The following is a 23,617-nucleotide window of genomic DNA, read 5'->3' on the forward strand; positions in this document are numbered from 1 at the left end:
CTGATTGAAATTAGTCACAAATCTGCACACTAAAATACTTAACGCTTTATTTTTTTAAAAAATTCAATAATCTAGCTAAGCTAATGAATACCGTAAGATGTTAGGCTAACGATAAGCAGCTTTTCTTTGTAATTTCACGACAAATGACCAAAATAGTTGTTGGACCGAGTGGCCCAACCTATTTTATGTACCTTTAAGATAGCAAGATAGCAGAAAACAGTGTCTATTTTTCTAATAACTTCATAGCAATAGTGCCAAGCCGTTTACCTAATTGTTTTGCTAATGTCATTTCATCTTCACTAATTGGATTATCATTAGTCATTCCAGCTACATGTGACATACCATACGGGCTACCACCTGTTTTAGTTGTGTTTAATAAAGGCTGCGTATAAGGAATACCTAAGAGAATCATGCCATGATGCATTAAGGGCAACATCATACTGGTTAGCGTTGTTTCTTGGCCACCATGCGTTGAAGCAGTAGATGTAAACACACAAGCAGGTTTATTAGCTAAATCGCCAGCTAACCATAACGAGGTTGTAGTATCTAGAAAATATTTAAGCGGAGCTGCCATATTCCCAAATCGAGTAGGACTGCCTAAAGCAAGCCCACTACAATGACGTAAATCATCTAAGGTCACATAAGGGGCTCCTTCATCAGGCACCTCTTTTTCCGTTGATTCACAAACTGTTGATACTGGTGGAACAGTTCGAATACGAGCTTCAATTCCTGCAACACTTTCTACACCACGTGCTATATAGTTTGCTAATTGAGCTGTGGCACCGTATCTTGAGTAAAATAAAACAAGAATATAAGGATTCATCATAATAGTTAAATTCCCTCGTTTTAAAGCTTTAAAAGCCTGCTAGTTCATTAAGCCTTATATATATCACATTAAGACTTATAAGTAGTTGCTTCCTTACTATTAAAGGAGTATAAATAATCATTCTGTCAAACCCTTAATCTTTTTAGAAAATTTTATTGCCTATATGCAGGTTATCGATTAGTTTTTTGCTGTGACATTGCAATAATTTGTTTGAACTATAGGTAAAAATACTAATTAACACGCCTTGTGTATTAATAATTTTTCTCATTAAGCTAATGACATTTAACAGAACCTTCTGTACAATAAAAGTTCTATTTTTTTCACCTTGCTGTATTGGAGTAATAGCATGGCGCATCCGTTGATTAATATTTCGCGCAAGCAAGCGTTATCTTTTGCAAGCTTTCTCGTGCTTTATCAATTTTTAACTTATATTGCCAATGACATGATTATGCCTGGCATGATTCAGGTTGTTACTTCTTTTCAAGGACCAGAATCAGCCATTGCTACTTCACTTACAGCATATATTTTAGGTGGTGCAAGTCTGCAGTTATTTTTAGGCCCTATTTCAGATCGCATTGGCCGCCGACCAGTTATGCTGGCTGGTGCTATATTATTCTTCGTCTTTACCGCGTTTATTGCTTGTTCTAATTCAATCGGCCAATTTTTATTAGCTCGCTACTTTGAAGGTATGGGCCTTTGTTTCATTGGTGTGATTGGTTATGCAACACTGCAGGAAATTTTTTTGCTGAGATGGATGCTGTCCGCCTGGTAGCAACTTTGGCTAATGTTGCTTCATTAGCGCCTTTATTGGGCCCACTGGCAGGTGCCACCTTTATACTTTATTTTAATTGGCGTGGTATTTTTGTTCTTATTGGAGCGTTTGCTTTGTTAGCATTATGGGGTTTATGGCGTTTTATGCCAGAGCCTGTAGGCGCACAAAAAAAAGATGGCCAAGTTATTCCACGCACTTCATTAGCACCAAAAGTTGTCTTTAAAAATTATTTAAAGCTCCTCACCAATCCTGGTTTTATGGTAGGGGCATGGGTTGCTGGTTTGGTTGGCGTGCCATGTGTTGCCTGGATTGCTATTTCTCCCATTATTATCGTTGCTGATGCAAAACTAAGTGTTATTGCTTATGCGCTTTGGCAATTACCTATTTTTGGTGCAGGTTTATTAGGCAATTGGTATTTACATCGCTTGACACGCCAAAGAGGACTCAAATTTATCATTTTCTTCGGCTCAATTTTAGCCACAGCAGGCCTACTTATTACTTTTTTATTGCCTAGTTTAATTAATACCAATTTTGAATGGCTTTTACCTGGTTTAACCTTATATGGCTTTGGTTTAGGAGTAACGGCGGCGCCGTTAAATAGATATGTTTTATTCTCAACTTCCGTAAGTAAAGGAACAGCATACGCTATGATTAGTTTAATTAGTATGGTGGCACAAGCTATAGGTGTAGAAACAGCCAATCATATCTATGCTAATCACAATAATAATTATTTTGGCTTATACTGTGCAATAATTGGATTAATATATCTACTAGGCTTAGTCATTGTTTTTGCGCTATCGCTACAGTCGAAAGAAGAGCTATCCCTTTCTGCACCAGCAGCTTAAAAGCGTAAACCTATAGCGCAAGGAAGCACATAGGAAGAAAATGTAGCTATAAACTATTCTAAAAACAAATAAGCTTTAAATCTTTGTAAGATTTAATAGATTTATTAGGAACTTATTCGAATAGAGAATAAATTTTTAATTTATTCTCAACATGGAAAGCGCTATGGATTGGAAGAAAGAAGTCAATTTAAGATGGGGAAAGATAGAGCGATTTATTCGTTTTGTCATTAACCACTTTATTGAAGACGACTGCGCTTATCGTGCTTCCGCCCTGGCTTTTACAACTTTATTAGCCCTTGTTCCACTAATGACAGTAGGCTTCTCTATTCTTTCTTCTTTTCCAGTTTTTCATAATTTTAGTGGGCCTATACAAGATTTTATTTTTGAAAATTTTGTACCTGCCACTGGAAAAGTCGTACAAAATTATGTGCAAGACTTTGCTACCCAAGTGGTAAAACTCCCAGTATGGGGAGTCACTTTCTTATTTGTAACGGCCATACTTGTTATGGTTACTATTGAACGCGCTATGAATAAAATATGGCGTGTATCTAGTGCAAGAAAGGGAGTTGCTGCATTTTTGCTTTATTGGGCAATTTTATCGCTTGGTCCTATTTTGCTAGGCTTAAGTCTAGCAGCAAGTTCGTATTTAGTTTCTATTCCTTTTTTAAAAGATGAACAAGCACCCTCTTTTATTTTAAATTTATTGCCTTTTATACTCTCGTTGACTGGGTTTACTTTCCTATATGTGATTGTCCCTAATCGCCCAGTGCAGTTTGAGCATGGATTTATCGGTGGATTATTTGCAACTATCTTATTTGAGTCAGCTAAGCAAGGCTTTGCTTATTATTTATCACACTATAATACTTACCAATTACTTTATGGCGCTTTTGCTATCTTGCCTATTTTCTTTATTTGGGTTTATTGGGTTTGGCTTATTACTTTATTAGGTGCTGAAGTAAGTTATGCTCTGTCTGTACACCATAAAAGGCGAAGCGGTAAGCCAATAGACGGCTGTTCCCATGCGCTACTTTGGCTCCAGTTATTATGGCTAAAACAAAAAGATGGACAAGGCTTGTGTCTAGATGAACTCATTCAGGCGAGCGCCCAACCTTTTGAAATTGACAGTGATCATATGATTAGTGAGTTGCAAAAAATTAATTTAGTTCATATAGGTGCTGATGGGCGCTACTTATTAAGTCGAGATTTAAATGAAATTTCTTTATATTGGCTAAGTAAACATTTACCGTATAACTTACCTGATCAATATGATTTTGAAGGTACAGCTACAATATATCCCTGGGAAACAATTTTTAAAGAAAATGATAAGCTGCTGCAACAAACCTTATCTATCAGTCTTGCTAAATTATTTAGTAGCGGTATTCCTGCCAATAAAGATATTGTTAGAATTAATTCATCTGGCAATAGATAAACAGTAAATACGTTGGAATGATTAAGATAAATTAACTACCTAATTGGAAACCTAGTTTAGAAAGCCTCACGCCCTAGGTTTTAGCCAAGATGCAAGCTCGTTAGGCAAAGGAGTATACATAGAAATATATAACTTAAACCTTGCGAGCTTACAAACCTAGGGTGAAGTTTAGTGGTGATATTATAGAATATATCTTGCTAGATCTTCATCTTCCACTAGTTTACCTAAATGAGCATCAACGTAAGCTTTATCAACGTGAACAGTTTCACCAGCTTTATCAGTTGCCTCAAAGGAGACTACTTCTAAAAGCCGCTCCATCACAGTATAAAGCCGGCGAGCACCAATATTTTCTGTACGCTCATTAACTCGCCAAGCCACTTCAGCAATGCGTTTGACTCCTGTTTCGTCAAAGCTTAAGCTCAATCCTTCGGTAGCCATTAAAGCAATATATTGCTCTGTTAGAGAATTACTAGGCTCGGTTAAGATACGTACAAAATCATCTACACTAAGTGCATTTAATTCCACACGAATAGGTAATCGTCCTTGTAATTCAGCAATTAAATCGGAAGGCTTTGCGACATGAAAAGCTCCTGAAGCTATAAATAACACGTGATCCGATTTAACTGGGCCATATTTAGTAGAAATAGTAGTACCTTCAACTAAAGGTAATAAATCACGTTGTACACCTTCCCGTGATACATCCCCACCGCTACCATGTTCAGCGCGTTTAGCTACCTTATCTAATTCATCAATAAAGACAATACCATTTTGCTCAACGCTTTCGATAGCTCTGGATTTAATATCTTCTTCGTTAATTAACTTTGCTGCTTCTTCTTCGCGTAATAATTTCATCGCTTTGGCAATAGTTAATTTACGTGTTTTAGTGCGATTACTACCGACCTGGTGAAACATGGCTTGTAGTTGACTAGTCATTTCTTCCATGCCTGGAGGAGCCATAATTTCTATTCCCACAGGATTTACAGCTAAATCAATTTCGATTTCATTATCGTCTAGCAAGCCTTCTCGTAATTGTTTACGAAAAACTTGTCTGGTGGTGCTGTCTTTTTCAGCTGGTGTTAAGCCACCGCGTGGTGGAGGGAGAAGCGCATCAAGAACTCGATTTTCGGCAGCATCTTCTGATAAATGCTCCACTTTCTTCATGGCCATTTGCCTTTCTTGTTTAATGGAAATATCCACTAAATCACGCATAATTGAATCAACATCACGCCCTACATAGCCAACCTCAGTAAATTTAGTAGCTTCTACTTTAAGAAAGGGGGCTTCGGCTAATTTGGCTAACCGCCTAGCAATTTCAGTTTTACCTACACCTGTGGGGCCAATCATTAAGATATTTTTAGGCATTATTTCATTACGTAAATCGTCATCTTTAATTTGCATACGACGCCATCGATTACGTAAAGCAATAGCTACAGCACGTTTTGCTTCGTCCTGCCCAATTATATGTTTGTTTAACTCTGCGACAATTTCACGCGGAGTCATTGTCATCGTAGTAATTAAATTATTCACTGTCACTTTCCAATTCTTCAATAGTTAAATGATCGTTTGTGTAAATACAAATTTCGCCTGCTATATTTAAGCTTCTTTCAACTATTTCTCTGGCTGTTAAATCTGTATTTCTTAATAACGCTCTTGCCGCTGCCTGCGCAAAAGGCCCGCCTGAACCAATGGCTATTAAACCACCTTCTTCTGGCTCAATTACATCACCATTTCCGGTGATAATTAAGGAGGCTTTATTATCTGCTACAGCTAAGAGCGCCTCTAATCGTCGTAACATTTTATCAGTACGCCAATCCTTAGCTAATTCGACGGCAGCACGAACTAAATGGCCTTGATGCATTTCAAGTTTTCGTTCAAAACGCTCAAAAAGTGTAAAAGCATCTGCAGTACCGCCTGCAAATCCTGCAATAACCTTGTCTTTATATAATCGTCTTACCTTTCGGGCATTTCCTTTCATAACGGTATTACCCATGGTAACTTGGCCGTCGCCTCCAATAACTACTTTATTCCCTCGCCTGACAGACAAGATAGTTGTACCGCGATATTGTTCCAAAACTATTACCTCTAATTAAGTTAAATTCATCAAGTGGGGGCTTATTATAAAAATTCAATAGGTATGATAAAAATTTTCACTATTTGCACAGTAAGCTTAAGGCTATAGTCATTCTTTAAGGATAGTTTATATTAGCATTCTTCGGAAACTATCATCGCAGGCCTGCTTAAATTTAATTTAGCGCTAAGCATTTCCGAAGAAGTCTATTTAATTAATACTAACTATCTTTTTCAATTGAATTACTTTTTAAATCATCAAGAAATGATACCCCATGTAATAAGGGCTCAATTTCTAGATATTGAGCTAGGCTTTGGCCTATATCAGCGAATGTCTCGCGCCGGCCAATAAATTTACCTTCTATTTCTGGGCCAAAAGCTAAAACAGGAATATGCTCACGTGTATGATCTGAACCAGGAAATGTAGGATCACAACCATGATCAGCTGCAATGATAACTAAATCATTAGATTTTAACTTAGCCAATAACTCAGGAAGTCGTTCATCAAATTTTTCTAAAGCATAAGCATAACCTGCAATATCTCTTCGATGACCATAAGAAGAATCAAAATCTACGAAATTAGTAAAAATTAAGCTGCCACCGGGGGCTTTATCTAAGGCCTCTAAGGTTGCATCAAATAAAGCCATATTGCCATCAGCTTTTATAGTTTCTGTTAAACCTTGATGCGCAAAAATATCCGCTATTTTCCCAATAGCAATGACTTCTCGGCCTTGCTTTTTTAAGAAGTCAAGCAAGGTTGGTGCAGGAGGTAACGTTGCATAATCATGACGATTACCAGTACGTTTAAATGAGCCTGGCGTGCCCACAAATGGCCGCGCAATAACCCGCCCGATATTATATTCATCTACTAATTTACGAGCGATTTCACAAACCTTGTAAAGTTTCTCTAAACCAAAATGTTCTTCATGCGCTGCAATTTGAAAAACGCTATCAGCAGAAGTATAAACAATAGGTTTACCTGTTTTAATATGTTCTTCACCAAGCTCTTCAATAATAACAGTACCGGACGCATGTTTCTGGCCAAGTACGCCGGACAGCCCCGTCTCAGCTAAAAAATTATCAATAAGCTTTGTTGGAAAACAAGGGATAGTTTCTGGAAAATAGCCCCACTCAAAAGTGACCGGGACACCTGCGAGCTCCCAATGGCCACTTGGTGTATCTTTACCTAAGCTCTGCTCTACTGCATAACCATAGTGGCCCTTAGGCTCTGCTAATTCTTCTAACGACAATAATTTAAGACCTGTGCTGGCTAAAGCCGCATGATATAAGCCTAATTTAGTTAAATTAGGAATAACAAGTGGTCCCTTGCGAAGGTCATTATTAGCTTCGCCCCGCTCACAAGCCAGATGGATATGACCAAAGGTATTTGCACCGCTATCACCATAACGAGAGGCATCTAAGCTTGCCCCAATACCAAAAGAATCCATTAATAAAATACATACTCGTCTTTCTGTCATGAATTAGTCTTCCATATGCTTACCATGCGTTTCTTGTAAGCCAAATAAACAAAATATAGCAACAATAAGGCCAATAGGTAAAATGCGAGCTGCAAATTGATAGTCACCCAAAGAATAGATAGGAATATTTTTTAAAAACTGAACTTCGCCGTGCTGAATTAACAAATAGCTATATAAATTTTGATAAAGAATATAACCGCCTTGCACTAAAATAGAAACAGAGCTCACCGCCGTAGCTGTCATACTGCTTGGGCTACTTTCCGCTACGACTGCATAGCTGATAATTTGAGCTGCTGTAAAAAATCCTAACAATAGAAAAAGAATTTTCATCGCTTCAAGGTTTAAAGGAACATACAATATTAAACAAAGAGCCAATAACGATAAAAGCGCTGATACTTTCATAGGTAAAATTCTTAAGCCCAACTTATCAGAAAGCCAACCAATTAAAGGGCCCCCAATAATTGCGCCTAAAAATAGCATTGAATTAATAACAGCAGCTTCTTCCTTCGTAATATGCAAACGCTGCATTAAATATAAAGAGCCCATCATAGCCCCAAAAACAGCAATAGCCATATTCATTAGGCTTGCATAAAGGGCCGCCCGAATATTTTGGCTGTTTAAATAAGCTCGCTTAGCAACTTCAAGTAATGATTTTTTGTTTTTAATTATTTCAGGGTGATTAACTTCCTTTTTATCAACAATACCAAAATACATTATAAAGAGCATCGCTACTCCCAACCAACCAACTTGCATTAGCGCCTCTCGCCAACCAATCTGACCTACTAATTTTGCTAAAGGATATTGAGCTAACATACCACCAGTCATAGCCATCGTCACAATAACGCCAGTAATCATTGCCATTCGTCTCGGTGGGAACCAACGGGATGCTAAGCGAACAGGGCCAAGAAAGCAAAAAGCGCTACCAATTCCGGTTATAAAACGACAAAGTAACGCTAAATAAAAAGAATGGGCATGGGCCAGAATAAAAGTGCTTAGGATGCAAAGTAGCATTGCGACTAAAATAGTATATTTAGCAGAATACTTATCTAATACAATACCAGCAACGAGAAGAAAAACGACGTTTGATACATAATAAATACTTGATAAGTAAGCCATTTTATCAGCTTGAATATGAAAATCCTGCATAATATTGTCAGCAATTGACGCAAACATATTACCTTGAATACATTCGTAAAAGAAAAATAATGAGGCACTAAAACAAACAATCCAGGGCAATAACTTGCTCGCAAAATTAGTTATTTGCTTAGATTCTTGTACGACATGCATTGCATTTTCCTCTATCGTTGCTAATTTATTAGTTTTGATCTATTTACTTCTTAAAAAGTACTTTTAAAAAACATCAAATATTACTTCTACAATTGGTTTCCTTAGCTAATAAAACCGCTATTAAAGCCGCGATAGCTGTTAACGGAAACATCCACATAGCATACTGAAAATCAGCACTAGTATAATGATTACCAGACCCACCAGCATGATATTGTATTAACATACCAAATAATACTTGGCCAATACCTGCTCCACCCATAATCAATACAGAAGAAATTCCTGTCGCAGCACCTGTATTATCTTTTCTATTACTTTCAGCAATTAAAGGATAGCTAATCACCTGTGTACTGGTAAAAAAACCTAAAGCGAAAAATAAGCCACTTAATTGCCATTGATTAAGCTTAAATTCAAGGAAAAGAGGTAATACGGTTATTAAGGTAGCTATTGCACCGAAAATCATCAGTGGTTTTCTCCTACCTTGCTTATCAGATAACCACCCTGCAAGTGGACAGCCAATAATACTGCCAATAAATATCAAGCTGATGATATTGCTTGCAGCAATCTCTTTTATATGATGAACGACTTCTAAATAGCTAGCTCCCCAAAGTGCACATAGAACCATAATAGGTAAGTTAAGGAAAGACGTATAAAGTCCTGCCAGCCAATTTTGTGGATTTTTAAAAGCCAATAGAAAACTTATTAAAATATTTTCTTGTTTTTTGCTTGCTATTGGAAGCCCGGCATGAGGTTTATCTTTAACTGTAACAGCAATCCAACCTAATAATAATATCCCTATAACGCCATCAATCAATAATGAATTACGCCAACCATATAAATCATTTAAGTGGGCAAACGGCGTATGAGCCATCATTCCACCTAAAAAAGCCATAGTAACTAATAGGCCAATAACAAAAGCTTGTCTGCGCGGTGGAAACCAATTTGAGACTAAAACCACACAAGATAAAAAACAAAAAGCGTTACCTATTCCAGACAAAAAATGAAAAAAGCAAGCGCCTAAGAAAGATTGGGTGATAGCAAAACCAATAGTGCCTATCACACATAAAAACATAGCAATTAGAATAACAGTCCGTGTGGCGAATCGGTCAAGGATCAAGCCGGCTGGTAGTAAAAAGAGAATATCAGCCCATAAATAAGCACTAGACATCCAACTAAGTTGCGTTGCATCTAATTGAAAATCCTGCCGCAAAGGCTGATTGATTACATCAAAGATATTAAGTTGAAAGAACTCATAAAAGAAAAATAGACCGGCTGATAAACAAACAAGCCATGCCGTTATACCACCACGAGGTACAACGACACTCGTGTCAATCGTCACTGAACTAGACAATAACTGCTCCTTCGCATGGTCTGCAAAAAATTGCTCCGCATTATAGCAAATCATCAATAAATTTGGTATCTTTTTTGAACAAGAAATCAATGCTTTTTATTAGCAACTCTATTTAATAGACCTCTAATGTTTAGCATTTTTAAAGAAGGAACCCATTATGGCATGGATATACTTACTGCTAGCTGGTGTTTTTGAAGTAGTTTGGGCAGTAGGATTAAAACATAGCGCAGGCTTTACGAAACTATATCCCTCCTTAATGACGCTTGGAGCTATGCTGCTAAGCTTTTTATTGCTTGCCCAATCGTTAAAATCGCTTCCTATTGGAACAGCCTATGCAATTTGGACAGGTATTGGTGCTGTAGGCACGGTTATCTACGGTATTTATTTTTTTGGCGAGCCTACAACTTTGTTGCGGATGAGTTGCATTTTACTTATCCTTTTGGCTATTGTTGGATTAAAAGCAACTAATTCTACCTAAAATTCTTTAAGTTTAACTTAGGGTTTAAGTGTATTGTGTAGGCTTGGACCCTTCTTGCTTACCCAGGATAAATAACTAATGGTATCTTTAATATCTTGCTCGCTGAAATGGCTGCCAATAGCGGGCATATAACCTCGGCCATGCGTTATAATCTTAGCAATATCAGTAACAGTTAAATAGTTTGTCACCATACCTAAATCAGGAGCTCTGCCTATATTGCCATGGTAGTAAAGAGAATGGCAACTAGAGCATACGTTTTGAAAGAGATCGTGTCCATGTTTTAGGCTTTTTGCATCAGAATCAGGGCTTAAAAAATCAACTATAAATTGTTTTTGATCAGCTATTTTTAAGGATATAACTTGAAATGGCCAGCCTACCGGATAAGTTTTTGTAGTATCCCAAACAATATAGAAAGGGCCAGGGTGAATTTTTTCTTGATGGGCAAAAAGGTAGCTCCAATTTCCATCAGGAGTCTTTAGCGCCGGTGCAATATTTTTAGGGTCTTCACTATAGGCCAAATAAGCATTATCTTTTGAATTAAAATAAGAAAGAGGAATTTTGCCTAAATAACGATCCTTGGTTTCAACTAACAATAACTGATTAGCAATATTTTTCGAGAAATCAACGTTTAAAAGCTCACTTAAAATTTCTTTTAGAGGAAAAACATAATATGCTTTTTCTGCTTTATAAGTAGGATTGTATATTACAACACGAACGGGCTTAATTCTTTTCTTTAGCTCCGCTAATGAAATAGCTTTTTCATTAATATTAATAGTTAAATTAACAGGGACACTAAGTTTATCCGCAGCGAAAGTAGGAAGAACTATTATTAATAAAGTTAGGCTTAAGAAACCTATAATCTTTTGCATAAACATCTTTAAAATTACAGCTTAAATAGACTCGCAATATATACTATTATTGTTTAGATTACAAAAGATAACCAAAATGTAATAGCACGATTCAAATTTAATATAAAACTTTGCATACTACCAAATTTATTAGACTGTCATAGACAAGTTAAAAAGCTAGACCTTTAAATGTAGAAAGTTAATCCTTATACTTGATTAACATATTGATATTGCATAGGAAGACATATGATAAAAGCAAAAGGCTATGCTGCACAAACGGCAAAAGCCCCTTTAACTCCTTTTTCTTTTGAGCGCCGTGAGGTTGGCAGTCATGATGTGTTAATTAATATTCATTATTGCGGCATTTGTCACTCTGATATCCATCAAGCTCGTGAAGAATGGGGAGCTGCTTTATTTCCTATGGTGCCTGGGCATGAAATTGTAGGGATTATCGCTCAAGTTGGTGCTGAAGTTACAAAATTTAAAGAAGGCGATAAGGTTGGCGTTGGCTGTTTTGTCGATTCTTGCAGACGTTGTGAACCTTGCAAAGACCAGCTGGAACAATTTTGTATAGAATCACCAACAGCCACTTATAATTGCATGGAACGCGATGGCAGTAGACTTACCCAAGGCGGCTATTCAAATTGTATAGTAGTTGATGAAAATTTTGTGCTAACTATTCCTAATAATCTACCTATGGCAGAAGTAGCACCCTTATTGTGCGCCGGAATTACTTTATATTCACCATTGCGTCACTGGCAGGCAGGACCTAATAAGAAGGTCGCCATAGTTGGCTTCGGCGGTTTAGGACATATCGGTGTTAAACTAGCACAAGCTATGGGCGCTGAGGTATCTGTTTTAAGTCATTCCTCATCTAAAGAAGAAGATGCCAAACGTCTTGGTGCTAATCATTTTTATGTTTTAAATAGTGAGCAAGATTTTCGTCATCTACACAATTCCTTTGATCTTCTAATTAATACAGTTTCTGCCCCTATTAATTGGAATAAATATTTACAACTATTAAAATTAGATGGTGCGATGGTAGTCGTTGGTATTCCAGAAAAAGACATTCCAATTAGTGCTGGGACGCTTATTGCTAACCGACGTAGCCTAGCTGGCTCCTTAGTCGGTGGCATTGCAGAAACTCAAGAAATGTTAGATTTTTGTAGCCAACATAAGATAGCAGCCGATATTGAACTTATTCCTATTCAAGAGGTCAATGACGCCTATGAACGTGTACTTAAAAGTGATGTTCGTTATCGGTTCGTCATTGATATGGCCTCGCTTAACAACTAATGACTCTCTCGCCACTGGTAATTTTTGCTGGTGGCTTTACTAAAATTAATGATAGGCCAGTAAGAACAGCCACTATAAGTAAATAGAAAGCAGAAGCGGTATTAATACCGGTATAGTAAATGAGAGAAAATGAAATAAATGGAGTAAAGCCTCCAAACAAAGCAAAACCTAAGTTGTAACTTACCGCAATACCACTAAAGCGAATAGAAGTTGGAAATAATGTGCTTAAGAAACTGGGGATTATACCAGCTGACATTCCCATTAAAAGTGAACTTAATCCTAATGCGATAAGGTAGTATTTTGGAAAATAAGCATATATAACAAAAATAGGATAAGCCAATAAGATAACTAAGCAACAAAGAATTAAAATCATTTTTTTAAGATTTAATTTATCACTAAGAAAACCAAAAGGAATAGCAAGAAAAGATCCTAGTGCTACAGCACCTGTGCGCTCCCAAATGTAGGATGTGGCCGGTAAATTTAATATTTGAGTAAAATAAGAAGGAATAAACAAAAAAAGCGCGGTAATAATTGCAGCACATAAAGCTGTGATTAGCATACCACTTAACGTATTTCTGCCTTGTTCTTTTATAACCGTTAAAACTGGAAACTTTTCTAAGTGACTTTCAATGGCCTGAAATTGTGCTGATTCCTTTAATTTAAGCCGCAATTTATAACTAAATAGGCCCATAATTCCTCCGATAATAAAAGGCAATCTAAAGCCATAAGTATGTATTTGGTCATTAGTAAGCGTGCTAACAATAACTGCATGCATAACGGAGCCTATAACGATACCTAAAGTTAGGGCACAAAAAATTATTCCACAGGCAAGTCCTCTTTGCTCTGGGATGGACTCACTTACATAAGTAATAGCCCCTGGAATTTCACCGCCAATCGATAAGCCTTGTAAAATTCGACAAGCTAATACTAAGATTGGCGCACTTAGACCTATTTGGTTATAAGAAGGAATACAACCAATTCCTAAAGTTGCGATAGCCATCAATAAAATTGAAAGAACAAACATACTTTTTCGTCCTAGACGATCACCAAAATGGCCAAATATAATTCCGCCAAGCGGCCTTACAACATAGCCAATTGCAAAAGTAGCGAACGTAATCATTAAGCTTACTAAGGGATGTACCGTCGGAAAGAAAGCTTCACTGAGATAGCTAGCAAATAAGGCGTAAATAATAAAATCATAAAATTCTAAAACGCCACCTAAGCTTGAGACAAATAATAGTTTTTTTTGATTTCTAGTCATAAATCCCTAATGTTTTAAAAGTAAATCCTTAAATTAAAACCAGGATAAATTCCCGCGCTAAATAGCAGTTATTACTCGCTAGATACGGGTATCCATTGTTTTATCGTATAATCAATAAACTTACTACTCATTGGAATTAAAATTAATAATAAAACAATGAGATAGCGATTTAAGTAATACATAAATCTTTTCGGTTGTGTTTCAACAATTTGTTTACCTTGCAACCAATTAGTTATAGCAAGGCATACTGGCAAATAAATTAGAGCAACAATTTCTGCAAAGATACGAGCCTCTGCTACCAAACCTACCCCAAGTAACCCTAAGAAATATAAAAAAGTAAGATAACGAATAGGGCGATATTTTAGAGGAATATAATCATAAAAACCAAACCACAGCAAAGGTAATCCAGCAAAAGCAAATATAAACATAAGAATACCTTGCTTTGCAAAAAGCCAATACATATTGATTGCGAAATTAGTTATTGCAGAACCATGATACCACTCAGTATAAGCTCCTGCTAAATTTACTGCTAAAAGGTAAGTTCCCAACCGAGCTAAAATATAAGCAGATAAACTAAGCAAGAAGGGTAATATTAACTTATAGAAATTCTTTAATGAGCGCAAATATAAAGCTGGAATTAATAGCACTAATAAAATACTACTTTCACGATTTAATGTTGCAAAGAAAATACATACTGCCAGCCAAAGCCATTTCTCTTTTAAGGTGAGATAAAAACTTAAAATGATAAAAAATAAAGATGGTGTATCATAGGGCCAAAATATAGCTGCTTGTCCATCGATGACAAAACGGTAATTAATAATAGTACACAAGGGCAATAGAAGAAAAAAAAGCCAAGTTAATAAAAGCGCTAATTGCTCACCAAATTCTAATTGCAGTAATGTTTGTAAAGCAAAAAAAGTAAAAACCACAAAAATAAATTCTAAAATAAAAAAAATTTCATAAGGCTTTAACGTAGTAGATTTATATAAACATCTAGCTAGAAATGGCACAAGTTGACGTTGGCCGAAAGGTAGCGGTGCTGTAAAATTCAACCAGCTTTCTAAAGGAACTCCATCATAGAGGCCGGTTAGTTGTACATGCATATAAGTGTACCCTACTATTAAAATAGCAGTAATAAACCAACATTTATAGTTAAAAATATCTTTATTTAAACTATCCGTAGTTTCGGTCATGACAATCTTAAGTCCCCTTTAATAAGAATATTTTATTATCCGTTTAGGGTATTTATTTTCTTTACTTGGCATAAAGCGTTTGTTAGTGAATAATGATATTATGCTATTTATCCACCTAATGTTTAGGCAGATAAGATGATTAATTTAGAACGCTATCTTAAAAAAATAAATATCACGGCAAAACCACTTAAGAATTTATCATCCACCGAGCAATTTAACTTTCTAAGTGAGATTTATTTTTCCCATCTTAAATGTTTTCCTTATGAGAATTTTGAACTAAGAGCTATTGCAAAACAACATCTTCTGCAAAGAAAATCTTTAAATTTTTTTAGCTATGATAAATTACTCCTGGCTAATCAAGGTGGCTATTGCTTTCAATCAGCCCAACTTTTAGCTGATGCCTTAACTCAACTCGGTTTTACAGTTAGGCCTTGTGCCGCGCGTGTATTAAATGGAGCCCCGGTTAATGATTCCAATGTATTAAAATTGCCGGCAACTCATATGTGTTTAGTCGCTACAATTGCGCACGAAGAATTTTTACTTGACCCAGGTCTCGGATCAAGCGCGCCAAGGCAACCTATATTAATTAAAGATTCTCAAGAAGTTATTAACCAATACCCTGATCAATTAAAACTATATAAAGAAGAGAATCTATTTATACTTGCTAAAAAAACCGATAAATGGACAACTTTAATTCAGAGTGATTTGCAGGCGGCAGATGAAAAACACTTAAAAGCTAATTTACTAGGACTTGAACGCTATCCAGACATTTTACCCATTCGCGATGAAAAGACATTAGTAGGGTTAATCACTAATGAGGGCCGTAAGTCCTTATTATGGAATGTCACTACAAACAAATTTGAATTTGCTAAACAATGCGGTGAACATTATACCAAAGAAATAATACCAGACTATAAAGAGGCTTATAAAAAACTAGTAGAGGAATTTAACATTTCTTATATTTCAGTAGAAGCGTTACAGAATTATTGTACAGATACTCGCCCACTTAAAATGCATCGCCGTTGGGAAATTAATTTACCAGTTGATAAAACAGAGATAGCAAATTTAGAGAAAAACTTAAGTTTTACAGTATAAATTGATTAGTAAACCTACTTACCGCTGGCCACATGAACTATACCTAAATTTTAAGCTTTTTTATTTACTTTATATTACATCATGTATGGGCCTCGGGAGTATTTTCAGGCGCTCTTGTTAAAACCTCAATCAAATCACCGAATGACTCAATCTTCCAATCAATATTTAATTCCTCCTCTAACTCAAAACTGTAATTGTCATCTTCCAACACATTCCTAAGGGTCGTTAAAAGATTTGCATCTGTTGCTAAGATGTCTTTATCTTCTTGAGAAATAGAACATTGGCTATCTTTTAATGCTTGAATGAAATTTTTAGCTGCTAATATTTTATCTTTTGCACTATGTCGTGGAAAAAAGGAAGGAGGAGAGCTTCGCTTATCTTCTTCAATAGAGCGCATAACACAATGCATAACTATATTACTTAAACTTTCTATAGCAGATATTCCTTTATTTTTTGATTGCTTAATAATTTCTGCTAATTCTGTATCTTCCTTATAAAGAAATGTAGGGTCTTCTTCAGGATGGGTAAGCTCATCTTCTTCCCCATTTTGCAAGCGCTCATTTAAAAGAATGATATAGTCATCTACTTCTTTAGGCAGTTTCTTAATATTGACTAATATATTTTTAACATACAATGGATCATCAATACCGAGTTTATAGTGCAAATCTCTTAGCGTTACCTCTTCCAATTGATTCATCACATTGATAAAAGATTGTTTAGAATAATTTTTAGGCATTAAGGCAAATATATTAATAAAATCTATATTCCGAATAGGCATATTATCTTGAGCTGCTTTAGCATAAACAATCATTAGTGGTAGCATGTACTTAGCAAAAGCAGAAAAATCTATATTATCTATATTTTCAAATTTCTTATTTGCTTTTTCAATAATGCCTAAATAAAATTCTAATTCTAAATCTAGCATTTCTTCTTTTTCTTCTGGTGCATTCTTCTTGGCTTTCTTCGCTCTGTTCTGGTCTAATTCTATTTCTTCTCGTACATTCTTCTTGGCTCTTTGCGCCTTATTATCCTCTAATTCTGCTTCTTTTTTTTCTTCTGGTAGATTCTCCTTGGCTTTTTGTGCTTTGATCTCGTCTAGTTCTACTTCTTTTTTTTCTTCTGGTGCATCTTTTGGTTCATCTCGCTCTCCATCTTGCACTTTCTTTCTTGATAGTGCTTCTACTTTTTCTTGTGCTACTAGTCTTTGTATTCCCGTATGTAGCTCTTGCCTAGCTTTTTCTTCTCTCTGCCTCACTTTTTCATTTTTAGCAGTAACAACTTTAGTAAAAAAATCAAAACTGCTACTTAAAAATTTTTCTGCTGCTGGCCTATGTTGAGGATTGACTTTATCAAGAACGGATTGTAGGGCCTCTATATACCATTTCATACAGATTAACTCTATTTAATAAAATATATTGTTTATTCTAGTATAAAAATTAAACCTTCTGCATCTCTAAACCCCATAGATAACCTCTGAAATCTACTAAATTAATAATTGCAACTATTTTATTGGATTTAGCTATAATCAACTATAACACTATCAATACTACCAAAAGCCGGGGATTTTCTTATGACTACTGTAGGAACCTATCTCGCCCAACGTCTTCAAGACCTAGGAATTAAAGACTATTTTGCAATTCCTGGAGACTACAATTTAGGGTTATTAGATGAGCTTTTAAAAAATACCTCACTAAACATGATCAATTGCTGTAATGAGCTTAATGCGGGCTACGCTGCAGATGGTTACGCTCGAGTAACAGGCGTAGCTGCACTAGTTTTAACCTATAGTGTAGGTGGGTTAAGCGCAGTCAATGCTGTTGCTGGAGCTTATGCCGAAAATTTGCCGATTATAGTTATCTCCGGAGGTCCTAATACTAACTCGGTTCAGGATGCTGAGATTTTACATCATACGTTAGCAACTGAAAATTACAGTTATGTCCGAGAAATATTTGCAAAAATCACAGCGCATAGTATTTTTATTCATAAGCCTAGCGATGCGCCCATGCAAATAGATACGGCAATTGCCATCGCTTTGGAGCAAAGAAAACCTGTTTATATTGAAATTGCTTGTAATATCTCAAACTTAGCTGTTTCACCACCAACAAAACGAGCCCTTAATGTTAAACGGTTAAGTGATACCTCTTCTTTAGAAGCAGCTATTGCACATGCGGTTGAGAAATTAAATGCAGCAGTTAAACCCGTACTTATAGCAGGTAGCAAATCCCGTTGTTGTGAAGCCACTGCAATGATTGAATCATTAAGTCAAGCTTGCGGTTATGCTCTAGCTGCAATGCCAGATGCAAAAGGATTTGTTTCAGAACAACACCCTAATTACATTGGCATTTATTGGGGTCCAGTGAGCTCACCTGGTTGCAGTGAAATTGTTGAATCTAGTGACTTGTATTTCTTTGTAGGGCCTAATTTTAATGATTATACTACCGTTGGGCACGTATGTAATATACAACCCAAAAAGCTAATTATGATTGCTGACGGAAGCGTGTCTATTGCGGGCACGGTGTATACAGAAGTATATATGAATGAATTTTTGCGCGGTTTACAAGATAAATTAAAATACAATGATACCTCTTTAAAAGCCTATAAACGCATTGAAGGTTCGGCGCCTTTGTATACGGAGCCAGATGATTTGAATTCACCCTTAACTACCCGCTTCCTCTTTGGCCAAATTCAAAAACTGTTAAGTAGTGATTATGCTGTTTTAGCCGAAACAGGAGATTCCTGGTTTAACGGTATGCGTCTTAATTTACCCGAGGATTGCCAATTCGAAATACAAATGCAATATGGCTCAATAGGATGGTCCGTGGGAGCTTTATTGGGAATGCAGGCCGCACTACATAATAAAAAACGGGTAATTGCGCTTATAGGTGATGGGTCTTTTCAAATGAGTGCCCAGGAAATATCAACACTTGTGCGTTATGGTTATAAACCTATTATATTTTTGATGAACAATGCTTCCTACACCATTGAAGTGCAAATTCATGATGGTCTATATAATGTTATTAATAATTGGCATTACGCAACTTTAATTGATGTTTTTAATGGAGATAACGGCAAAGCACGTGCCTTCAGAGCACATACTCATCAAGAGTTGTTAGATGTCATAAAAGAAGCAAAACAAGCCGATACGCTATGTTTTATTGAAGTATTTTTAGACAAAGACGACTGTAATAAAAATTTATTAGAATGGGGAGCGAGAGTTGCTGCTTATAATAATCGTCCACCGCGAGCAGATTAATAGCGCAGGTCAAAGCTAGGCTAATCATGGCTCGTTATGAACAAGGCTTAGAAGTTTTACGTAAACGGTGGGGTAAAGACGCTACAGATGAATATATAAAAAATTAGTGAAGTAGAGCCCTTCTTTGCCAAAACCAATAGACCTCTTGCATAACGTATTTATTTTGCGTGAGTGTAAGGTGCAAGGGTTTTAAGCAGCGGAGTTTACATGGCGTAAATGAGCACCGGCGAAACCCTTTGCAGTACAGCAATCATTTTAATGTGGAGTTATTGTTAATAATAATTAATTCTAATTAGTTATTGCCGAATAAGTCTTTTATTTTTTTGCTCAATTGATGGTTTTTCTGTTGACCGATAAGGATTAATATCTAGACCACCCCGTCGTGTGTAACGGCCGTAAACAGTCAACTTTTCGGGTTTACAGTAGGTCATAATATCAACGAAAATTCGTTCAATACATTGCTCATGAAATTCATTATGATTTCTAAAAGAAACTAAATATCTTAATAAGCCTTCACGATTAATTTTTTTACCCGTATAGGCAATTTGTACACTACCCCAATCAGGTTGATTGGTAACTAAACAATTGGATTTTAATAAATTAGAATAAAGAGTCTCCTCTACTATTCCTTCTTCTTCAACTATTGATAAAAAAGAAGGCTTAACTTGATAAACAGAGCATTCAATATCAAGGTTATCCAAGGACTCTCCCCCAAATGTTTCAATAACTTGAAACTGTCTTGCCTCCTCTAAAGAATAGATATTAACTAAAACATCTGCACCAACCTGTGCCGCTAGATCTTTTTTTACTATATTTTCTAAGGCTGTTTTTGTTTCAATTTTGGTATTATTAAACGAATTAAAGTAAAGTTTTAATGATTTAGATTCAATCAATTTTGGTGAGTGACAATCATAAATAATTGCAGCTATGCCAACCATAGGCTTGCCTTTGGCATTAAGCCAAGAAACTTCATAATGGTTCCAACAGTCAAAACCAAAAAAAGGTAGACGGTTAGGATCAAGGCCAATTTCTTGCCTTTTGCCAGCTCTTGGAATGGGATAAAGTCTATCAGGATTGTAAGTTAGATCATAATCTGACTTTTTACCTAGCTCCGATTCTGTGCTAATCGCTTGGTATTGTTTAAGAACTTCATCACTCATTTTTAACTCCAATATTTCAATAATTTTTGCGGTACTTTGCCAGTTTATAGACCTTTTCATTTCTACTTGACTGGCAATATAGGTTAGTAATGATGCAGCTTCCTTAAGTTTAGCGGCTTTTTCTCCTAATTCTTGGGCTTGCATTTTAAGAGAACCCGTTAAATCAAACTTTGGATTATCGATAAATTTTTTTATCTCAGTTAAAGAAAATCCTAAGTATTTTAAGGTAATAATTTGCTGTAAAATTAACAGATTATTTTCAGAATAAAGGCGATAGCCTGAAGCAGACCGTTTTGCAGGCTGCAATAAGCCAATTTCATCATAGTATTGTAGGGTGCGTATACTTAGGGATGTCATTTGGCTAATGTCTTTAATCTGATAATATTTCATATAATCACCCCCTTAATGCAAATTTTAAACTATCACGCCACGTGAGAGTCAATAGTTTTAAAAAAATACACCTAGCCATTATCCTATGTTAGGATGCAACCTGATAATGAGCTGTTTTTTGAAAAGACCAATTATTGAGGTAACTTAAGATGATAGAGGCAATTATTTTTGATTTTGATGGCGTTGTCCTTGATAGTGAGCCACTTCATTATGAAGCTTGTTGCCAAGTATTAAAACCTCTTAATTTAACTTTAAGTTATAAAGAATATCAAGAGCAATACCTTGGCCTTGCAGATAAAGAGATGTTTCCAAAATTAATGCAGCGTATGAATTATCCAATATCTAAAGATGAAATTAAACTGCTAGCTCATAAGAAGTCTAAAGTTTATATTGATATTATTACTCAAGCACAAACTCTACCAGTAATAGAGGGCTTTCAAAATTTTTTAATGAGTATAGCAACCAAAGTTAAGAAATTAGCTATTTGTAGTGGCTCTACTAGAAATGAAATAGAATCAGCTTTAACTAAAATAGCCGAAGGTAAATTAAGTACTTATTTCGATACAATTGTTACTACAGAAAACGTTAGTCAAGGGAAACCTTCCCCTGAAGGTTATCTATTAACAGCAGAACGAATTAATATTAAACCGGAACACTGCCTAGTTATTGAGGACACCCCTCATGGTATTCAAGCCGCTAAAGAAGCTGGAATGCGCGTTATCGGTTTACTTACCAGTTATAAACATACTAAACTTCTAAAAGCTGATAAAACCATTAGCAATTTTAAACAATTATTATTAGAAGATGTTCTGTAGCATATTTTATGAAAGCTACTCGTATATAACTAGATTGCTACATCACGCAATCTAGTTATAACTAATGTAGTTTTTAGATAGGAGCAAAAGCAATGGTTGGCTCTTCTTCTTTGGGTGCAGCAATAGCATCCTTAATAGTTTTACCAGTACGCGTAGCTAATTTTACTAAATTTTCTGGGCCTGAAATAGCAGTCATAGCTGCTAATCCTATAGTTGTTATAATAGAAGCCCCGGCTACAATAGCAAGTTGAGTTGAGCGAGATAAATAATCAGCAGAAGCTTCTTTCTTACGGGCAATAGCCGCACCACCAGACATCAATAAAAATCCTAAACTTGCAATTGCACTTGCTATAGTCACAGCAGCAGCGGCAACACTAAGGACTCCCCACACAAACGGGGCATAAAAAGGTGCAGCAACTGCTTTTGCAACATCCCTAGGACCCTTATAAGGTACAAAAAATGAATTAGCATTAACAGTAGTAGTAAATGAACGAACTTTATCAGTAAAAAAATTAAAGCTAGGAACAATAACGCGTTCAGCTTTAAAATCTTTATCAATTTTAAGATTTCCTAGTCTCTTTAAATCAGGCATTTTAATATTTTTAGTAAACTCACCTCGTGTGTATTTAGATCGCATTTTTATTCTCCTTGTTAAATCTAATTAGAGCCACAGTGTGCATTAGGAAGACATGGCAGTCAACTTAATTCATTTCATTTTGTTTAACTTTTTTGCTTAAATTTAGAATTTTCTTGCTAGAAAGAGAAAGGAATTCTGCCCATAGGAATTACATAAAAAAATTCATTTACTCGGATTAATAATATAAATTAATAAGCTAAATTAAATAATATTTTGAGCATTAATTACTTTTAAAATAGTTGTAAATTTAATTAAGTGAGCAACTTAATTTCTTTTATATTTACTAAAAAATGTAAAATTTCTAATAAGCTTGTGAAGTTACTTAATTGAGTTTTAAAGAATTTTTAAGGTATTTTGCTGTTTCATTTAATCCAGTTATAGAGCCTATTTCATAAAACGGTTCAAATACCTCATGACCTGCTAATTCACCACGAAGTGAAAGCTCATGAAATAAATCTGCTAAATCAAATGCTTTGCCTTTAGGTAAAGAATTTAAAAGTGATGCTGACAAAATACTTAAGCCATAATCGATATAATTCATCTCAGGCAAAGGCTGATTTTTATTATACTCAATAACGGTATTCTCATTGAATAAGACATTACTTTTATCTCCTTGATTCATGTTTTTAAAAACAGTCATGAGAGCAGGTCTATTGCTTTTAAAAAAAGCTCGCTCGACCTCTGCAAAGTCAATAGGTAGATAAGAATCACCATAGAGGATAAAAAATGTCTCGCCTAAATAGGGTAAAGCTTGCTTTATTGCACCTCCAGTACCAAGAGGGGCCTCTCCGTCCCAAGAGTAGTGTACAGTTAACTCGTAAGTTGAACCATCTCCTACCACCGCTTCAATCTGTTCTCCTAAATGGCCTAAACAAAGCACAACTTCTGATATGCCTTGTTGACGTAAATAACGAAGCTGATAATTAATAAAGTATTCGCCTGCTACCTTTACCAACGATTTGGGCGTTTTTTTGGTTAATGGCAGCAAGCGCGTCGCAAGTCCTCCAACTAAAAGGGCAACCGGCAAGCTCATAGAAAATTCCTTACTTTATTTAACACTAGTTTTTGATAGTGTTTGCAGAATAATAAATATAATGATATCAATTAAAATTCCTATATTTATTCAGGGAAGTAGGATT

At 35.7% G+C, this 23,617-nt stretch carries 21 protein-coding genes and 1 pseudogene; 8 read left to right on the forward strand and 14 right to left on the reverse strand.

Features of this window, described 5'->3' with window-relative positions; translation table 11 throughout:
- Window positions 1-223 precede the first annotated feature (223 nt).
- Window positions 224-826, reverse strand: a complete 603-nt coding sequence (wrbA, locus tag ACNVED_RS12770) for an NAD(P)H:quinone oxidoreductase (RefSeq protein ID WP_419419371.1) — start codon at window positions 824-826, stop codon at window positions 224-226.
- A gap of 346 nt (window positions 827-1,172) precedes the next feature.
- Between wrbA and ACNVED_RS12775 the strand changes: the two genes are divergently transcribed.
- The 3 genes from ACNVED_RS12775 to ACNVED_RS12785 all read left to right on the forward strand — a co-directional run bounded on the left by ACNVED_RS12775 (window position 1,173) and on the right by ACNVED_RS12785 (window position 3,872).
- A complete protein-coding gene (locus ACNVED_RS12775) occupies window positions 1,173-1,598 on the forward strand; it encodes an MFS transporter (RefSeq protein WP_419419376.1) in 426 nt (141 codons plus the stop codon).
- On the forward strand, window positions 1,523-2,443 hold the full coding sequence (locus ACNVED_RS12780; protein WP_419419377.1) for an MFS transporter: 921 nt from the start codon (window positions 1,523-1,525) through the stop codon (window positions 2,441-2,443). The genes ACNVED_RS12775 and ACNVED_RS12780 overlap by 76 nt, the downstream gene beginning before the upstream one ends.
- Window positions 2,444-2,606: 163 nt before the next feature.
- Window positions 2,607-3,872 (forward strand): YihY family inner membrane protein, encoded by a 1,266-nt coding sequence (locus tag ACNVED_RS12785; RefSeq protein ID WP_419419378.1) that lies wholly within the window; start codon window positions 2,607-2,609, stop codon window positions 3,870-3,872.
- A 180-nt stretch (window positions 3,873-4,052) separates the two neighbouring features.
- Here the strand turns inward: ACNVED_RS12785 and hslU are convergent, their stop codons facing one another.
- From hslU to ACNVED_RS12810, 5 genes are all read right to left on the reverse strand, one after another.
- Window positions 4,053-5,378 (reverse strand): ATP-dependent protease ATPase subunit HslU, encoded by a 1,326-nt coding sequence (gene hslU, locus ACNVED_RS12790; protein ID WP_419421194.1) that lies wholly within the window; start codon window positions 5,376-5,378, stop codon window positions 4,053-4,055.
- A 13-nt stretch (window positions 5,379-5,391) separates the two neighbouring features.
- Window positions 5,392-5,943: an ATP-dependent protease subunit HslV gene (gene hslV, locus ACNVED_RS12795; protein WP_419419379.1), complete on the reverse strand. Its 552-nt coding sequence runs from the start codon at window positions 5,941-5,943 to the stop codon at window positions 5,392-5,394.
- Between the two features lie 217 nt (window positions 5,944-6,160).
- Window positions 6,161-7,417, reverse strand: a complete 1,257-nt coding sequence (locus ACNVED_RS12800; RefSeq protein ID WP_419419380.1) for a phosphopentomutase — start codon at window positions 7,415-7,417, stop codon at window positions 6,161-6,163.
- A 3-nt stretch (window positions 7,418-7,420) separates the two neighbouring features.
- Complete coding sequence (locus tag ACNVED_RS12805) at window positions 7,421-8,704, reverse strand: MFS transporter (protein ID WP_419419381.1); 1,284 nt, start codon at window positions 8,702-8,704, stop codon at window positions 7,421-7,423.
- A 73-nt stretch (window positions 8,705-8,777) separates the two neighbouring features.
- A complete protein-coding gene (locus tag ACNVED_RS12810; protein WP_419419382.1) occupies window positions 8,778-10,052 on the reverse strand; it encodes an MFS transporter in 1,275 nt (424 codons plus the stop codon).
- Window positions 10,053-10,209: 157 nt separating this feature from the next.
- Between ACNVED_RS12810 and sugE the strand changes: the two genes are divergently transcribed.
- Window positions 10,210-10,530 carry a quaternary ammonium compound efflux SMR transporter SugE gene (gene sugE / locus ACNVED_RS12815; protein ID WP_419419383.1) on the forward strand — a complete coding sequence of 107 codons (321 nt, stop codon included), beginning with the start codon at window positions 10,210-10,212 and terminating at the stop codon, window positions 10,528-10,530.
- A 17-nt stretch (window positions 10,531-10,547) separates the two neighbouring features.
- Here the strand turns inward: sugE and ACNVED_RS12820 are convergent, their stop codons facing one another.
- Entirely contained in the window at window positions 10,548-11,399 is an 852-nt protein-coding gene (locus ACNVED_RS12820) for a c-type cytochrome (RefSeq protein ID WP_419419384.1), read from the reverse strand.
- A gap of 225 nt (window positions 11,400-11,624) precedes the next feature.
- Between ACNVED_RS12820 and ACNVED_RS12825 the strand changes: the two genes are divergently transcribed.
- Window positions 11,625-12,674: an NAD(P)-dependent alcohol dehydrogenase gene (locus ACNVED_RS12825; RefSeq protein ID WP_419419385.1), complete on the forward strand. Its 1,050-nt coding sequence runs from the start codon at window positions 11,625-11,627 to the stop codon at window positions 12,672-12,674.
- Here ACNVED_RS12825 and ACNVED_RS12830 read toward each other — a convergent pair.
- Both ACNVED_RS12830 and ACNVED_RS12835 read right to left on the reverse strand, forming a co-directional pair.
- Complete coding sequence (locus ACNVED_RS12830) at window positions 12,664-13,935, reverse strand: MFS transporter (protein ID WP_419419386.1); 1,272 nt, start codon at window positions 13,933-13,935, stop codon at window positions 12,664-12,666. The genes ACNVED_RS12825 and ACNVED_RS12830 overlap by 11 nt on opposite strands.
- 71 nt (window positions 13,936-14,006) lie before the next feature.
- The gene (locus tag ACNVED_RS12835) at window positions 14,007-15,128 is read right to left on the reverse strand and encodes a hypothetical protein (protein WP_419419387.1); all 1,122 of its coding nucleotides are present in this window, start codon (window positions 15,126-15,128) and stop codon (window positions 14,007-14,009) included.
- 135 nt (window positions 15,129-15,263) lie between these two features.
- On the opposite strand from ACNVED_RS12835, the gene ACNVED_RS12840 reads away from it, so the two are divergent.
- Window positions 15,264-16,223 (forward strand): arylamine N-acetyltransferase family protein, encoded by a 960-nt coding sequence (locus tag ACNVED_RS12840; protein ID WP_419419388.1) that lies wholly within the window; start codon window positions 15,264-15,266, stop codon window positions 16,221-16,223.
- A gap of 79 nt (window positions 16,224-16,302) precedes the next feature.
- Here ACNVED_RS12840 and ACNVED_RS12845 read toward each other — a convergent pair whose 3' ends face one another.
- Window positions 16,303-17,610: a hypothetical protein gene (locus tag ACNVED_RS12845; protein WP_419419389.1), complete on the reverse strand. Its 1,308-nt coding sequence runs from the start codon at window positions 17,608-17,610 to the stop codon at window positions 16,303-16,305.
- A gap of 183 nt (window positions 17,611-17,793) precedes the next feature.
- On the opposite strand from ACNVED_RS12845, the gene ACNVED_RS12850 reads away from it, so the two are divergent.
- On the forward strand, window positions 17,794-19,476 hold the full coding sequence (locus tag ACNVED_RS12850; RefSeq protein ID WP_419419390.1) for a thiamine pyrophosphate-binding protein: 1,683 nt from the start codon (window positions 17,794-17,796) through the stop codon (window positions 19,474-19,476).
- A 296-nt stretch (window positions 19,477-19,772) separates the two neighbouring features.
- Here the strand turns inward: ACNVED_RS12850 and queF are convergent, their stop codons facing one another.
- Both queF and ACNVED_RS12860 read right to left on the reverse strand, forming a co-directional pair.
- Window positions 19,773-20,636, reverse strand: a complete 864-nt coding sequence (queF, locus tag ACNVED_RS12855; protein ID WP_419421195.1) for an NADPH-dependent 7-cyano-7-deazaguanine reductase QueF — start codon at window positions 20,634-20,636, stop codon at window positions 19,773-19,775.
- 237 nt (window positions 20,637-20,873) lie between these two features.
- Window positions 20,874-21,026: pseudogene (locus tag ACNVED_RS12860) on the reverse strand (MerR family DNA-binding transcriptional regulator); the annotation flags it as partial.
- Window positions 21,027-21,175: 149 nt separating this feature from the next.
- Here ACNVED_RS12860 and ACNVED_RS12865 point away from each other — a divergent pair.
- Window positions 21,176-21,841: an HAD family hydrolase gene (locus ACNVED_RS12865; RefSeq protein WP_419419391.1), complete on the forward strand. Its 666-nt coding sequence runs from the start codon at window positions 21,176-21,178 to the stop codon at window positions 21,839-21,841.
- Between the two features lie 73 nt (window positions 21,842-21,914).
- Here the strand turns inward: ACNVED_RS12865 and ACNVED_RS12870 are convergent, their stop codons facing one another.
- Window positions 21,915-22,478, reverse strand: a complete 564-nt coding sequence (locus ACNVED_RS12870; RefSeq protein WP_419419392.1) for a hypothetical protein — start codon at window positions 22,476-22,478, stop codon at window positions 21,915-21,917.
- A gap of 322 nt (window positions 22,479-22,800) precedes the next feature.
- Window positions 22,801-23,511, reverse strand: a complete 711-nt coding sequence (locus ACNVED_RS12875; RefSeq protein WP_419419393.1) for a nucleotidyltransferase family protein — start codon at window positions 23,509-23,511, stop codon at window positions 22,801-22,803.
- Window positions 23,512-23,617 lie beyond the last annotated feature (106 nt).

The sequence above is a fragment of the Legionella sp. D16C41 genome, assembly GCF_048541585.1.
GTDB lineage: Bacteria > Pseudomonadota > Gammaproteobacteria > Legionellales > Legionellaceae > Legionella_C.

Coding starts and splice junctions, on each gene's coding strand:
- hslU (WP_419421194.1), bottom strand. CDS start 5,378: ATGACAATGACTCCGCGTGAAATTGTCGCAGAGTTAAACAAACATATA.
- sugE (WP_419419383.1), top strand. CDS start 10,210: ATGGCATGGATATACTTACTGCTAGCTGGTGTTTTTGAAGTAGTTTGG.
- ACNVED_RS12800 (WP_419419380.1), bottom strand. CDS start 7,417: ATGACAGAAAGACGAGTATGTATTTTATTAATGGATTCTTTTGGTATT.
- queF (WP_419421195.1), bottom strand. CDS start 20,636: ATGAGTGATGAAGTTCTTAAACAATACCAAGCGATTAGCACAGAATCG.
- ACNVED_RS12775 (WP_419419376.1), top strand. CDS start 1,173: ATGGCGCATCCGTTGATTAATATTTCGCGCAAGCAAGCGTTATCTTTT.
- ACNVED_RS12805 (WP_419419381.1), bottom strand. CDS start 8,704: ATGCATGTCGTACAAGAATCTAAGCAAATAACTAATTTTGCGAGCAAG.
- ACNVED_RS12865 (WP_419419391.1), top strand. CDS start 21,176: ATGATAGAGGCAATTATTTTTGATTTTGATGGCGTTGTCCTTGATAGT.
- ACNVED_RS12850 (WP_419419390.1), top strand. CDS start 17,794: ATGACTACTGTAGGAACCTATCTCGCCCAACGTCTTCAAGACCTAGGA.
- ACNVED_RS12835 (WP_419419387.1), bottom strand. CDS start 15,128: ATGACCGAAACTACGGATAGTTTAAATAAAGATATTTTTAACTATAAA.
- ACNVED_RS12840 (WP_419419388.1), top strand. CDS start 15,264: ATGATTAATTTAGAACGCTATCTTAAAAAAATAAATATCACGGCAAAA.
- ACNVED_RS12870 (WP_419419392.1), bottom strand. CDS start 22,478: ATGCGATCTAAATACACACGAGGTGAGTTTACTAAAAATATTAAAATG.
- wrbA (WP_419419371.1), bottom strand. CDS start 826: ATGATGAATCCTTATATTCTTGTTTTATTTTACTCAAGATACGGTGCC.
- ACNVED_RS12845 (WP_419419389.1), bottom strand. CDS start 17,610: ATGAAATGGTATATAGAGGCCCTACAATCCGTTCTTGATAAAGTCAAT.
- ACNVED_RS12820 (WP_419419384.1), bottom strand. CDS start 11,399: ATGCAAAAGATTATAGGTTTCTTAAGCCTAACTTTATTAATAATAGTT.
- ACNVED_RS12785 (WP_419419378.1), top strand. CDS start 2,607: ATGGATTGGAAGAAAGAAGTCAATTTAAGATGGGGAAAGATAGAGCGA.
- ACNVED_RS12875 (WP_419419393.1), bottom strand. CDS start 23,511: ATGAGCTTGCCGGTTGCCCTTTTAGTTGGAGGACTTGCGACGCGCTTG.
- ACNVED_RS12830 (WP_419419386.1), bottom strand. CDS start 13,935: ATGACTAGAAATCAAAAAAAACTATTATTTGTCTCAAGCTTAGGTGGC.
- ACNVED_RS12825 (WP_419419385.1), top strand. CDS start 11,625: ATGATAAAAGCAAAAGGCTATGCTGCACAAACGGCAAAAGCCCCTTTA.